The organism is Cellulophaga sp. L1A9, from assembly GCF_009797025.1.
Lineage (GTDB): Bacteria > Bacteroidota > Bacteroidia > Flavobacteriales > Flavobacteriaceae > Cellulophaga.
On record NZ_CP047027.1, the window covers coordinates 4207934 to 4222598 of the forward strand.

General features: G+C 31.9%; 9 protein-coding genes and 1 tRNA gene. 9 read left to right on the forward strand and 1 reads right to left on the reverse strand.

Annotation, left to right across the window (positions count from 1 at the left end; genetic code table 11):
- The first annotated feature begins 178 nt into the window (after positions 1-178).
- From hsdR to GQR94_RS18540, 8 genes are read left to right on the forward strand one after another with little or no spacing between them, the layout of a single operon-like run.
- Entirely contained in the window at positions 179-3430 is a 3252-nt protein-coding gene (gene hsdR / locus GQR94_RS18505; protein WP_158978011.1) for a type I restriction-modification system endonuclease, read from the forward strand.
- Positions 3431-3454: 24 nt separating this feature from the next.
- Positions 3455-4918 (forward strand): DUF262 domain-containing protein, encoded by a 1464-nt coding sequence (locus GQR94_RS18510; protein WP_158978013.1) that lies wholly within the window; start codon positions 3455-3457, stop codon positions 4916-4918.
- The gene (locus GQR94_RS18515; RefSeq protein ID WP_158978015.1) at positions 4908-6842 is read left to right on the forward strand and encodes a DUF262 domain-containing protein; all 1935 of its coding nucleotides are present in this window, start codon (positions 4908-4910) and stop codon (positions 6840-6842) included. Before GQR94_RS18510 ends, GQR94_RS18515 begins: the two co-directional genes overlap by 11 nt.
- The gene (locus GQR94_RS18520; RefSeq protein WP_158978017.1) at positions 6843-8246 is read left to right on the forward strand and encodes an N-6 DNA methylase; all 1404 of its coding nucleotides are present in this window, start codon (positions 6843-6845) and stop codon (positions 8244-8246) included. It begins immediately after the preceding gene.
- Positions 8247-9920, forward strand: a complete 1674-nt coding sequence (locus tag GQR94_RS18525; RefSeq protein WP_158978019.1) for a restriction endonuclease subunit S — start codon at positions 8247-8249, stop codon at positions 9918-9920.
- The gene (locus GQR94_RS18530; protein WP_158978021.1) at positions 9917-11521 is read left to right on the forward strand and encodes an AAA family ATPase; all 1605 of its coding nucleotides are present in this window, start codon (positions 9917-9919) and stop codon (positions 11519-11521) included. The genes GQR94_RS18525 and GQR94_RS18530 overlap by 4 nt, the downstream gene beginning before the upstream one ends.
- Positions 11518-12339 carry a hypothetical protein gene (locus GQR94_RS18535; RefSeq protein ID WP_158978023.1) on the forward strand — a complete coding sequence of 274 codons (822 nt, stop codon included), beginning with the start codon at positions 11518-11520 and terminating at the stop codon, positions 12337-12339. Before GQR94_RS18530 ends, GQR94_RS18535 begins: the two co-directional genes overlap by 4 nt.
- A gap of 35 nt (positions 12340-12374) precedes the next feature.
- Positions 12375-13175 carry a hypothetical protein gene (locus GQR94_RS18540; RefSeq protein WP_158978025.1) on the forward strand — a complete coding sequence of 267 codons (801 nt, stop codon included), beginning with the start codon at positions 12375-12377 and terminating at the stop codon, positions 13173-13175.
- Between the two features lie 546 nt (positions 13176-13721).
- Here GQR94_RS18540 and GQR94_RS18545 read toward each other — a convergent pair.
- Positions 13722-13806: transfer RNA gene (locus tag GQR94_RS18545), tRNA-Ser, on the reverse strand.
- 223 nt (positions 13807-14029) lie between these two features.
- Between GQR94_RS18545 and GQR94_RS18550 the strand changes: the two genes are divergently transcribed.
- Positions 14030-14665 (forward strand): NAD(P)H-dependent oxidoreductase, encoded by a 636-nt coding sequence (locus GQR94_RS18550; RefSeq protein WP_158978027.1) that lies wholly within the window; start codon positions 14030-14032, stop codon positions 14663-14665.

Here is a 14665-nt window from a genome sequence, read left to right on the forward strand (position 1 = left end):
GTAGGAATTTTATGTTTAATAAGTATATTTAAACTTTAGTAAAGTTCCCCTTTATTTAATTAACTGATATGTATGATTTATTAGGTTTTGATATATAATTATTGTGCCTTAGCTAACCACTAAATGCACCTTGTGATAACCAAAAAAATTAGAGCCAACCAAACCAAATAAAATGTAAATGGGAATACAAACAAACTTTGACTTCCTTAAGGAGAATTATGCCGACTTACTACAATTGGCACTCCTTGCTGAACGTAATTGTTACTCAGATCCAAGTACCAGCCTATCAAAACTCAGAATTTTAAGCGAAAAGTTAGCAATTATATTAATTGAAATAGAACAGCTTGAAGATGCTTATGATAATAGGCAGATGACAAGATTAAATACTTTAGCAAATACCCAAAATGTTCCTTCTGAGATTATCAGCATCTTTCACACCATAAGAAAATCTGGAAATAAAGCATCACATTCAGGAGAAGGCTCTCAAGCTGAAGCTAGATTTATGCTTAGGCAGGCTTTTTACTTAACAAAATGGTTTATTGAGGTCTATGAGAATCAAGAAGTTCATATAGATTATGTTACACCTGAAGAATCTTGGTTTGTGCAAGATAATGGCATTGCTGAAGAACTTGAACAGGAGCTTGAAATCTTGCGAAAAAAAGTAATTAACTACGAACGGAAGATTGAAGAGTACCAACAAATATCTGATGAAGCAAAAGATAAACGAAGAAAGCGAGCTTTTGCAAAAGTTAATAAACTAGACGAGTCAGAGGCAGAAACTAGAGATAGAATTGATAAACAATTACGAGATGCTGGCTGGGAATGTGATACCTGTACTTTAAATTTTAAAACGAAAAAAACCTTACCTCAAAAAGGAAAACAAATGGCTATTGCCGAATGGAAATGTGGTAATAAATGGGCAGATTATGCTCTTTTCAATGGTCTGGAGCTTATTGGGTTAGTAGAAGCTAAAAAACATAACAAAAATGTTATGAGCGATTTAGGGCAAGCTAAAACATATAGCCAACTTATTTTAGATGAAAATTTAATTACATTTCCAAATCACGCAAATAAGAATAATTATAAAGTTCCTTTTCTATTTTCAACAAATGGAAGGCAGTTTTTAGAACAATACAAAACAGCCTCAGGTATTTGGTTTTGGGATGCACGAGATCAAAATAATTTAGCGCGACCCTTGCCTGATTGGTTTTCTCCAAGAGACCTTGTTGAAAAGTTAAATTACGATGAACAAGAAGGAATAGAAAAACTTCAAAGTACAGATTATGGTCTTTTATCAGACCCAAGTGGTCTGGGGTTACGCGAGTATCAAATTGATGCCATTAAAGCTGTTGAAGAAAAGATTTTACATAATTTAGAAGATAGGCGAGCGTTACTCGCTATGGCAACAGGTACTGGGAAAACACGCACCATGATTGGTATGTGCTACCGTTTAATTGCTTCGGGTAGGTTTAGAAGAATTTTATTTTTGGTAGATAGACGTATGTTGGGGAAACAGGCCTCAGATGCATTTAAAGAAGTTCACATAGAAAACCTACAGACCTTTGCTCAGATTTATGATTTACAAGACTTAGATGATAAAATAGCGCAATTAGATACTAAAATTCATTTTGCTACCGTACAAGGTATGGTGCAACGTATTGTCTATTCTGATAATCAGCCCAGCGTAGGAGATTATGATTGTATAGTCGTAGATGAAGCCCATAGAGGGTATACCTTAGATAGGGAAATGGATGAAGAAGAATTCATACTCCGAGATCAGTTAGATTTTCAAGGTAAATATCGTATGGTTTTAGATTATTTCGATGCCTATCGTATTGGATTGACCGCTACACCGGCTTTACATACCAAAGAAATATTTGGAGATCCTGTTTTCTTGTATTCATACCGTCAAGCTGTTGTAGAAGGGTACTTAATAGATTTTGAACCACCCTATGTTTTCCAGACCAAATTATCGCAAGAAGGTATTGTTTGGGAAAAAGGCGATGAAGTAAAAATCTACGACCCTGAAGAAAATGAAATTGTAAGCGCAGGCGTTACCGAAGATGAAATTAAGGTTGAAATAACAGGTTTTAATCGTAAAGTGATTACGGAAAGTTTTAATCGTGTTGTGCTGACAGAGCTAGTTTCTACTTACGGTATTTTACCAGAAAATAGGGCCAAAACCTTAATATTTGCAGCTACAAACACGCATGCAGATACCATAGTTAAATTATTGTATGAAGTCTATACCGATTTAGGAGAACCGGTAGACGGTGATGCAATAGTGAAAATTACAGGTAATGTTTATGAAAGAGAAGATCTTTTGCGCAAGTTTAAAAATGATCAATACCCAAGTATTGTGGTTACGGTAGATTTGTTAACTACGGGTATTGACGTGCCTAGTATATCAAATTTGGTGTTCTTACGCCGTGTAAATTCAAGAATTCTTTACGATCAAATGATTGGTCGTGCCACCAGACGCTGTGATGATATTGGTAAAGATGTCTTCAGAATTTACGATTGTGTGGGTGTATCAGAAATAATGGCGAAAGAACAGGTTATGAAACCTGTTGCACCACTAGTAAATAAGAGTTTTGCGAACCTAGTTGAAGAACTAGGTATTATTGAAGATAGCTATACAAAAGAAGCAAAATTAGATCGAGTAGTAGCGAAAATGCAACGCAAATTTTCTGGTTTTAATGAAAAGCAAAAAGAACAATTTGGAATCCTATCCGGGGAACCAACGGTAAGAGATTTTGCGAAGAAATTGAAATCTATTGATTTAGAAAATCTTGATCAGGCAATGCAAGATTATAATCATTTATGGGAGTTTTTAGATAGGGAAAAAGGAAAATCGTATGGCTTAGGCACCTTGTTTAGCGATCATGAAGATAGCTTGCAGGAAGTATCTAGAGCATATGAGAAAAACTTAAAGCCTAAAGATTACTTAGATTCTTTTGCTGAATTTATACAGAATAATAGAAATAAAATTACGGCATTAAATATAGTGTGTACTAAACCTAATAGTCTTACCCGAACAGAACTCAAAGAACTTCGGTTAATTTTAGATACAGAAGGCTATAGTAGAACTAAATTAAATACGGCCTATAAAGAAGTTACCAATACAGATATAGTTGCAGATATTATTGCCCATATACGCACTTCTGCTTTAGGTGAAAATTTAGTAAGTCATCAAGAGCGTATTACAAGAGCAGTAGACAAGCTCAAAACTTCACATAATTGGAACCAAATTCAATTAAAGTGGTTGGATAAAATAGAAGCTCAATTGCAAAAAGAATCTATAATAACATTAGAAGATTTAAATAAACCTCCTTTTAGTGTTGATGGTGGTTTAAAACGATTAGATAAAGTGTTTAAAAATGAAACAGCAGATGTAATTAAAGAATTAAACGAATATTTGTACGCTTAATAATAAACAATTTAAAATTATTTAATGGCAGAGGCTATAATTGAAAATATAGAACAAATTGAGGTTTTAAAACATACATTGAAACCAAAAGTCAAGACTGTAAAAGAAATTTTATATAATCAAGATTTAAAAATACCAGAATACCAAAGACCTTATAAATGGCAACCAAAAAATGTAAAACAATTATTGGAAGATATTGTTTTACATCAAAAAAAATCAGCTTACAGAATTGGTACTGCTGTTATGCATAAAGATAAGAAGGATTTAAATATTGTAGATGGACAACAACGTATAGTTACTCTGACTTTAATTGCATATGCTTTACATAGTAATGAGTCAACACAATATTTTGCTAAAAAATATGGAGGAGATAGTACGTTGAAACTACTTTCAGAATCTATGGATAACGATATATCAAAAGCAAATATTATTATCAACTTTAAAGAAATTGAAAGAGAGATAAAAAGTTTTACTGAAGATGAAGTTCGTTTCTTTTTTACAAAATGTGAATTGGTATGCATAACCTTGTCTAGTATTTCTGAAGCCTTTCAGTTTTTCGATTCTCAAAATGCAAGAGGTAAAGATTTAGATCCTCACGATTTATTAAAAGCTTTTCACTTACGTGAAATGTCTAGTTTTTCAGAAAAAGAAAGACAGCAATGTATCGAAGAATGGGAAAGCAAAAATGACGATGAACTGCACGATGTCTTTTCACAATATTTATTTAGGATTCGTAGATGGTCTAAACGTAAAAATGGACGCTATCTAAATAAGACCAATGCTAATATATTTAAAGGGGTTAGTTTAGATAAAACACAAGATTTTCCATACACCTATCCTTTAAAAATAAATAATGTTTTTACAGATGAGTTTAATCAACATCTACATCGGAAGGTCGATAATAATATAAAACCATATCCTTTTCAAATAGATCAAGTAGTTCTTAATGGACAGCGTTTTTTCGAAATGATAAGCTTTTATCAAGATAAAATACACCGAATAAAACAAACTCATAGCGCAAAATACTTTGATAAAGAAGAAAAAAAATGGATATATGATGAAGATTTTTTTCTCGGTAAGCTTCAATTTCTATCAATTAAATCAAAAGACAGTATATCTTTTAAGGTTTTAAAAACCTTAGCCTCTTATGAAGGGCGTAACAGATCTGGTGATCAGTATGTAAGAACACTTTTTGATTGCGGACTACTATATTATACAGATAAGTTCGGTAATAAAGATCTGGATAGAGTAATTACTAAACTATTTATTTGGGCTTATAGTTTACGTTTAAAATTGCAAGCAGTACAATTAGCTTCTGTAGATAATCATGCTAGAGAATGGAATAGTGTGTTTTCTATTATTAGAGAGGCAACACAACCAAATGAAGTATATCAAATGTATTTAGAAAGTATCGATGCTATAAAATCGAAGAAAACTAAAGATGTATTAGACATGTTTAAATCTTTAAACTATAGCAATGAAAAATAAATTAGTAGAATTAAACATAGAGGAAGTGTTTTCAAACAACACCTATGCAATTCCAATTTATCAACGCAATTATGCGTGGAAAGAAGCGCAAATAAAACAACTGATCCAGGATGTTTACGATTATGCTAAAAACGATACAGCAACAACACAACAGTATTATATTGGTAGTTTAGTAGTTTTTGAGCGTAAAACGGAAGAAGGAATTGTTTATGAAACGATTGATGGTCAACAACGTTTAACAACGCTAAATATTTTGTTTTCAGTTTTAAAAAATGAATTTGATATTCATATTAATAACTATAAAACAAATCTTCATTTTGATAGTAGACCAATGTCTTCCTATACTTTAGAGCATATTTATAATAAGACTAAAAAAGAAGATGTAAATAAGTCTGAAAAAAAGTTAAATGTTAGAATTACAGATGCATATACCATTGCTAAAAATGAATTAAATAAAATTAAAAAGGCTAATCATTTAGAACAGTTTGTTAATTATTTAAAGGCAAATGTTATTATTCTAAGAGTTCCTGTGCCTGTGGATACAGATTTAAATCATTACTTCGAGATAATGAATAATCGTGGAGAGCAGCTAGAAAAGCATGAAGTGTTAAAAGCTAAAATGCTAAAGGTATTTAGCAAAGAAAAAAAGGCAAGCCACGTTTTTAATACCATTTGGGAAACTTGTGCTAATATGGAGAAATATGTACAGCATGGTTTTAATACAGAGGTGCGCACTGCTCTTTTTGGAAAAGATTGGAATCATTTTGAAGCAGAAGTTTTTGAAGATGTTATCAATAGTTTTAATTCTAAAGTTGAGGTAGATAATACTGCATTAACTATTGAGGCTTTATTAAAGGATAAACAACAAATAGAAATAATAAAGGAAGAGGACGATGATTCTCCAGAACGCTTTAATTCTGTAATTAACTTTTCAAATTTCTTATTACATATTTTAAGAATATTAGTTAATAATAATTCTAATTATGAATCGCTTTTAGAGAATGAGAAAGATGTTCCATTAGACGATAAAAGACTAATTGAAACTTTTGATTTTTTCTTAAATGAAGAGGATAAAAACAAGAAAAAAGCATTTGTTGAAGATTTTGTCTTTTTATTATTAAAGGGCAAGCACTATTACGATAAATATATTATTAAACGTAATTTAAAAGATGATAAATGGAGTCTAAAATATTTAAAAGTAGAGTATTATAATAAAAAAGCGTCTCATCAATACAAAAACAGTTTAGACATTAATAATAAATCAATTTTAATGTTATTGTCAATGTTTCATGTGTCTGCACCTACATTAATTTATAAACATTGGTTAAATGCTGCATTAAATTATTTGCTGGATGATAGTAAAGAAGAAATTGATGGAGAAGATTACATCCATTATTTAGAAGACTTAAGTGATACATATTTATATGATCGTTTTCTAGCTAAAGAAGAAAAAGATTACTTTAATATTATTTATAAAAATGACGCTTATCCTAGTACTAATAAAGATGACTTAGATACATTTAAACTTAACGAAGGTACAAGCGTAGAAAATTTTATATTCAATCGTTTAGATTATTTACTTTGGAAACAAGATCAAGAAAAAGACAATAAACAATTTTCCGATTTTAGTTTTTCTTTCCGTACTTCTGTAGAGCATTACTATCCACAAAACCCAATGGAAGGACAAGATGTATTAGATATCAATACATTAGATAATTTTGGAAACTTATGCTTAATAAGTAGAAATAAAAACTCTAAATTAAGCAACTACATGCCAACCGCCAAAAAGGAGCATTATGCTAAAAGAGGTAGTATAGAAAGCATAAAACAACAAATTATGATGCAAGAAAAGCATTGGCAAGAGAATGAAATTAAGGAGCACGCAAAAAAAATGATAGAAACACTTTTAACAACAAGAATATAAATGGCATTATCCACACAAGAAATAGTAAACAAACTCTGGAACCTTTGTAACGTATTACGTGACGATGGTATTACATATCACCAATATCTAAACGAGTTAACCTTTATTCTGTTCCTTAAAATGGCAGAAGAAACCGATTATAACGATAAGTTGCCACAAGGCTACCGTTGGGAAGACCTAAAACATAAAGAAGGGATAGAACTATCTACATTTTACAAAGAGTTGTTATTGCATTTAGGAACCAAAACAACAGGTAACATTCAGAAAATATACAACAACGCACAAACCAGTATACAAGAACCTGCCAACCTGCGTAAAATTATAAAGCACATAGATGAACTCGATTGGTTTGAAGCCAAAGACGAAGGTCTAGGCGAAATGTACGAGGGTTTACTAGAAAAAAATGCGAGCGAGAAAAAATCGGGAGCAGGACAATACTTTACACCAAGACCATTAATTAATGTGATGGTACGTTTAATGGATCCTAAAGTAGGCGAGCGCCTTAACGATCCTGCCTGTGGTACGTATGGCTTTATGATTGCTGCACACCATTATATTAGAAATCATAATGATATTTATACTCTTGATGATGCACAAAACCATCACTTGCTAAATGAGCAATATTCTGGTTGCGAGTTGGTGGGCGATACACACCGTTTAGCCATGATGAATTCATTTCTACATGGTATGGGTGGTAACATAGCTTTACAAGATTCGTTAAGCAGCTATGGCGAAAGCATAAAAAATAAAGACCTCGTTTTAGCAAACCCCCCATTTGGAACAAAAAAAGGAGGCGACCGACCAACCAGAACCGATTTAGTGTACCCAACAAGTAACAAGCAATTAAATTTCTTACAGGGTATTTACCGTAGTTTACACACAAGAGGAGGTGCAAGAGCAGCCGTAGTATTACCAGATAATGTATTATTTGAAGATGGCGACGGACAAAACGTGCGTAAAGATCTGATGGAAAAATGTAATTTACACACTATTCTACGTTTACCAACAGGTATTTTTTACGCAGCAGGTGTAAAAACAAACGTGTTGTTTTTTGAGCGTGGTACCATAGATAAAGCCAATACTAAGGACGTATGGTTTTACGATATGCGTACCAACATGCCCAACTTTGGGAAACGTACGCCATTTACCGAAAGCTATTTTGAAGACTTCGAAAAAGCCTACACAGCAGAAGACCGAACCAAAATTAAAGATGAACGCTTTAGTTGTATTTCCAGAGATTTTATTGCCAAAAAGAACGATTCTTTAGATTTAGGTTTAATTGCAGACGATAGCATTACCAAAGCCGAAGACATTGGCGAACCTATAGACATTGCCAAAGAAGCCTTAACAGAATTAACCAGCATTACCAAGGAGTTGAATGCCATAATTAAAGCATTAAACTAGATGGAAAATAAGTCACCAAAGAATTGGGTTGAAACTAAACTAGATGAAGTTGTACTTTCTAAAAAGGGAAAGAAACCGAAAATTCTAAATGAAGTTGAATTTGAAGGTTCTGTGCCTTATCTAGATATTAAGGCTTTTGAAAAGAATGAAATTAGAAGATATGCAGATGTCGAATCTTCTAATTTAATAATTGAATCTGAAATTGGTATTGTTTGGGATGGAGCAAGAAGTGGTTGGGTAAGTAAAGGGAAAAAAGGAGCAGTTGGTTCTACAATAGCTATTGTAAAGCCAATAAATATTGACTCTGATTTTTTATATAGATTTCTTCAATCAAAATTTGATTATTTAAATACAAATACAAGAGGGACAGGGATTCCTCACGTAGATCCGAAAGTTTTATGGAATATAGATTTTCCACTTCCACCACTAGCAGAACAACAGCGCATTGTTGCCAAACTAGACGATTTATTTGGGCATTTAGATACTCTTAAAACCCGTTTAAAAAGCATACCACAAATCCTTAAAAACTTTAGACAAGCGGTGTTAACCCAAGCGGTAACTGGTAAACTTACTGAGGCATGGCGTGTTGGGAAGGAGTTGGATTCTTATTTGAAAATAATTATTAAAAACAGAAAGGAGTATTATATAAAAAGAATTGAAAGCGCAAAGATTAATGGTGATAGAAAGCCAAAAAAATTAGATGAAACAGATTTCGAATTTTATAATTACGAATCAAATGTTAAAATGCCAAAAGGTTGGAAATTAGCTAATTTAAAAAATATTGCAGATTTATTGACTGATGGAGAACATGCAACACCTAGAAGGACAGAAAGTGGGTATTATTTATTGTCAGCTAGAAATGTTCGAGATGGTTTTATCTCTTTAGAAAAAGTTGATTATGTTCCTGAAGACGAATATTTAAGAATTAAAAAGAGATGTAATCCAGAATTTAAAGATGTTCTAATCTCTTGCTCAGGTTCAGTTGGTAGGGTTTCAACAGTACCTAAAGATTTGGAATTCGTTATGGTACGAAGTGCTGCTTTAGTGAAGTTGCAATCAAATAAAGAGATTTCCAAATTTGTAGAGCTTTCGCTAAGATCAAGAGTTGTACAAAATCAAATTTTAACACTTCAAAAATCAACTGCTCAGGCAAATCTTTTCTTGGGGCAAATTGGAAAAATTGTTATTCCAATACCTTCGAAAGAAGAACAAACCGAAATCGTAAAACGTGTAGAACATTTATTTGCTAAAGCAGATACTATAGAAGCTCAATACCAAAGCCTAAAAACAAAAATAGACAGTTTACCACAAGCCATATTAGCCAAAGCCTTTGAAGGTGAGTTGGTAGAGCAGTTAGATACAGATGGTGATGCTAAGGAGTTGTTGGAGGAGATACTGAAGTTGAAAGCGGAGGAAAAAAAGAAACCAAGAAAAAAATCAACGAAGAAAAGTAATATTAAGATTTCAAAAAAGAAAATAATAAAACCAAATCCTGAATTTCCTCTTTATTCAGTTTTGTTAAATTATTCAAAAGGTTTATCCGAAAAAGAATTGTATAAACTTTCTGGTTTGACCCAACATTTGTTTTTAACTCAATTTGATAAGGAACTTGAATCAGGTATGATTAAATATGATGTTGAAAACAAAATATTGGTTAAGGTGGTGAGCAAATGAGAATAAATAAATTATATATTCATAAATATAAAAATCTAAAAGAATTCAAAATAGATTTTTCTAACTCTTATTACATAAGTGTATTACTTGGTAAGAATGGAACTGGAAAATCTAATTTTTTTGAGTTCCTAACTATTGTTTTTAAATGTTTGGATTTAGCTGATAGTCCAGCTACATTTAAAGAGTTTTTTAAAAATGAACTTCAATCTATGAGTGAGGTTTATACCGATTTTAGTTTAGATTATACTATTAATAGTAATAAAGTTAGAATAGTACTAGAGGGTAATGATTTGAAAATTAGAGATGTAATACGTACTTCTAGCATGCCGTTTTCACAATTTTCATCAAAAAAAGAACAACTATTTCCTTCTCATGTGATAGGGTATTATTCTGGAAGAAACGGAAGGTTTGAAGGATTATTTGATAAACATATTGCGGATGCAGAACAAGCTATTATAGATGTTAAAAATGCACAGGATAAAAAAGATGATCAGGAACTTAAAGCTTATCAGGAAGGAATTATAATTCCTGAAAAAGATAAAGTGATAATTCCAGAGGAGATTTTTAGAAACTTGTTTTTTGCAAAACATCAATACTCACAACTATTGTTATTAACTCTATTTGCGTTTAAAAATAAAAATAGTGCGATTGATGTTTTGCTAAAAGAATACCTCAAAATTGATGGATTTCAGCAGTTCTCGTTGACTTTAAAAAGCCCAGAATTTAATTCCAAAATTTCATATGATGATGGTGTCGAAAAATTTTGGGGAGCAGCAGGTTCTGCATTAGATAGTGCTTCTTTTTTATATCGTATTTCTAAAAGATCATTAATACTTCCAATTGAGCAGGTAAATGCTATGAACATTAAAAGCTCAAAAAAAGAAGCAATTACTTTTTTAGTAAATGCAGAAAAATTTATTGAAGAAGTTACTGAAGAGTATGACAATGATATGGCTGAAACATTCCGTCACTTGGAGAGTTTGTATCTATCGGATTTATTACAAGAAATTGTTCTTGATGTAAAACGAGGAGAAGATATTATATCATTTTCTAATTTAAGTGAGGGAGAGCAGCAAATGATAGCAACATTAGGGTTGATGATTATTACAGGTACAAAAAATAGTTTGTATTTACTTGATGAACCAGATACGCATCTTAACCCTAAATGGCAAAGAGAATACATAAACATTATTAAACAAATGGCTAAAGAAGATGATAACAGCCATATTATGATAGGTACACACAGTCCTTTTATTCCTCAATCAGTAGTTGCTTCTGATTTAATTTTATTCAAAAAAATAGAGAACAAAACTGAAGTACGAAAATTAGATAATATGCATACTTGGAAAATCGATCAGATTTTAACTAGTGAAATTTATGAGCTTCAAACAACTAGAGCATCAGATATAGAATATGCTATAACTAGAAGAGATCAATTAAGGTCTTTAGGAAGGGAATTAAGAGATAGTGAAATAGAGGAGCTTAGGGATATTGAAATAACAATCGAAGATCTGGGGGTAGGAAGAACTTCATATGAAGTGAAATTGAATGAGCGAATGAAAAAATTGTCGGAAATATTTAGTAAAGTCGATAATTCATGATAAAAGTAAATAAAACAGATGTAATTCCAGGTCGCCTTGTTAAGGAAGGTTTAGAAGAGAAAGTGAAGGATATGCTTGATTTTGTGTGTGATTCTAAACCTTATACAAATACCGAAATAGGTAGTGTTAAAAAAGCTTTTAAAAATGTAATTTACGGTCATGTTACCGTAAAAGATCAATTAAAATTAGAACAATATAATAAATGTTGTTATTGTGAAAGTAAATTCACAACTAACAGTCCAGGAGATGTAGAGCATTTTAGACCTAAAGGAAGATATAAAATACCAGGTGTTTCAGGTTATAAAAAACCAGGTTATTATTGGTTAGCATATGATTGGAACAATTTGTTTTTCTCATGTGAAGTATGTAATAGAGAGTATAAAAAAGAAAATTTTCCTCTTTTTGAAGATTGTGACAGAGCTATACCACATTTGAAAAATCACCTTATTAGATCTGAAAAACCAATTTTAATATGTCCAAATGAAAATCCTTCAAATCATTTAGAATTTCAAGAAGATACAATAATAGCTAAAGACATAAGAGGTAAGATGTCAATTAAATATTATGGTTTAAAACGTAAAGGGTTATTAGATGATAGATTATCATCATTTAATAGCTTAAAAAGCATTGGCCCTTTAAAAGGAGACTTAAATAGAGTAACTCAAGATATAGTTGATTTAATTAATGATGGGTTAAATGAAAGTTATACAGTAGACAGTTTAAAGGAGATTTTTCAATTAAATAATGATTTTATCACAGATTCAATTAGTGATTCTGGAGAGTTTTCTTTAATGGCTAGAACAAGTTTTAGCATTTAACATGATTCATTATGTTTTGGTAATAAATTTAATATATGGATAATACATTTGAAATTAATAAAATTGTAAATTATTTAAAGCAATATAAAAATCAGTTACCCGAACTTTATACCTGGAATCCTAAAATTGAAAAATTAATAGCCTTAAATGTAATTACATCAAAAGATATTTTAGTTCTTAATGGCTTGAGTTTTTATGAAAAAGAAATACTATTAAAGCAAAAGTTACATGTAAAGTTGAATGTATATTTTGAGTCAGATAAAGAGTTGTTTTATAAGCTATGTCTATGGATTATAAAAGATTGGGGAGGAATTTTAGGAGCAAAAGATACAGACACATTAACTGTAATTGATAATTTTCTAAACTCAGAGTCACCCAGTTTTAAGAGAATTGCAAGTACCTCTAAAGTTGGCGCATTTATGTTTCCTGAAAAGTACATTATTTATGATTCTAGAGTAGCCTATGCCTTAAACTGGATTATTCTTTCAGAAAATACAGGGAGCCATTTTTTTCCTATCCCTAATGGAAGAAACTCCAAAATGATGGCTTTTGATATGAATGTTTTAATTCGCCTAAAACATTTAGAAAACTATTGTCCAGAGAGCTTAGAAGATATGGATGAGCGTCAATATGTAAAACGACGAGATAAAACTTTATTTATACCGGAAAAAGAAGCATATTTGGAACTTAACAAACTAATAAGAGCCATTAGTGCTGAGCTTTGGGAAGGTGAACAGGCTAAAATGCTTTATTATACTGAGATGCTTCTTTTCTCAATTGCTGATAGGGAAATTTTTGATGATATAACTAAACGTATTAAGTTAAACATTACTTAGTAATTCGATATTATTAAAAGGTTTAGAAATAAATCTTTTGGCAAGCACAAAAAGAGAAGTAAACATTGTCTTTTTCTGAGCTTTTTTATTTCGTTTTTTAAAGTTCCGGGATTCACTTCGTGCATCCCTTGTTTTTCACACCTGAGAATAAAGCTCAAATTGCTAGCGCAATTTATGGGCTTTTTTAGTTTGTTTTTTCAAGTACCCGGATTCACTTCGTGCATCCCTGGGTCTTCGCTCCTGACAATAAAGCTCAAATTGCTAGCGCAATTTATGAGTAATTTTCAAGTATCGGGATTCACTTCGTGCATCCCTTGTTTTCCGCACCTGACAATAAAGCTCAAATTGCTAACGCAATTTCTGAGTAATTTTCAAGTTTCGGGATTCACTTCGTGCATCCCTTGATCTCCACACCTGAGAATAAAGCTCAAATTGCTAATGCAATTTATGGTCTTTTTTATTTTAATTAATTTACAAAAACAATGTTTTTGACATTTCTTAAAATAAAAAAGCCCAATACCTTTCGGTATTGAGCTTTGCTCTAAGCGGAGAATGAGGGATTCGAACCCCCGGAGGTGTGACCCTCAACAGTTTTCAAGACTGCCGCATTCGACCACTCTGCCAATTCTCCTGAGTGCCTCATCAGGTATTCCCTGAATGCGGGTGCAAATATATAAACCTTTTTTAAATATTTACCCTGCTTTTGAAAATATTTTCACATTTTTTTCCTTTAAAATTGTAATTCTACTTTAGCAGTCTATTTTTTAGCGAATTACGAATAGGTATCGTTTTAAAAAAGTAATTTTACGGCAAGGTATTGTAGTATTTACACTGCTTATATTTAATATGATTTAATGAATTCGAGTATAGACTCTTTACAATGGCGTTATGCCGTTAAAAAATTTGATACTTTTAAGCTTTTAAGTGAGGCTAAAATAAGCCTCTTAAAGGAGGCCTTTAATCTCACGGCAACTTCGTATGGATTACAGCCCATAAAACTAATTGTAGTCTATAACAAAGCGCTTCAGCAGAACTTGGTTGCACATTCCTATAACCAACAACAAGTAGCACAAGCATCGCACCTCTTGGTGCTATGTGTTGAAACCAATATATCTGAAGCCTACATCAGAAATTATTTCAACTTAATTAAAGAAGTCAGAAATACGAGTGATGAAATTCTAAATCCGTTTCGCGATTCTTTAATTACTACCTTTTCTAAAATGGCGCCTGAAGAAGTAAAATCCTGGGCGACCAAACAAGCGTATTTGGCTTTGGGGAATTTGCTAACAGTTTGTGCCATGGAGCAGATAGATTCTTGCCCTATGGAAGGTTTTGTTCCGAGTAAATATGATGAACTTTTAGGGATAAAGGATATGGATTTAACTTCGGTCTTAGTACTGCCAGTAGGGTATAGGGCAGCAGATGATTTGTTTGCCAGCTTAGAAAAAGTACGAAAGCCGCTAACCGATTGTATTATTGAGATTAATTAG

Excerpts from the sequence above, each read along its gene's own strand:
- GQR94_RS18540 (WP_158978025.1), top strand. The coding sequence starts at position 12,375 with ATGGATAATACATTTGAAATTAATAAAATTGTAAATTATTTAAAGCAA.
- GQR94_RS18520 (WP_158978017.1), top strand. The coding sequence starts at position 6,843 with ATGGCATTATCCACACAAGAAATAGTAAACAAACTCTGGAACCTTTGT.
- GQR94_RS18550 (WP_158978027.1), top strand. The coding sequence starts at position 14,030 with ATGAATTCGAGTATAGACTCTTTACAATGGCGTTATGCCGTTAAAAAA.
- GQR94_RS18525 (WP_158978019.1), top strand. The coding sequence starts at position 8,247 with ATGGAAAATAAGTCACCAAAGAATTGGGTTGAAACTAAACTAGATGAA.
- GQR94_RS18530 (WP_158978021.1), top strand. The coding sequence starts at position 9,917 with ATGAGAATAAATAAATTATATATTCATAAATATAAAAATCTAAAAGAA.
- GQR94_RS18535 (WP_158978023.1), top strand. The coding sequence starts at position 11,518 with ATGATAAAAGTAAATAAAACAGATGTAATTCCAGGTCGCCTTGTTAAG.
- GQR94_RS18515 (WP_158978015.1), top strand. The coding sequence starts at position 4,908 with ATGAAAAATAAATTAGTAGAATTAAACATAGAGGAAGTGTTTTCAAAC.
- hsdR (WP_158978011.1), top strand. The coding sequence starts at position 179 with ATGGGAATACAAACAAACTTTGACTTCCTTAAGGAGAATTATGCCGAC.
- GQR94_RS18510 (WP_158978013.1), top strand. The coding sequence starts at position 3,455 with ATGGCAGAGGCTATAATTGAAAATATAGAACAAATTGAGGTTTTAAAA.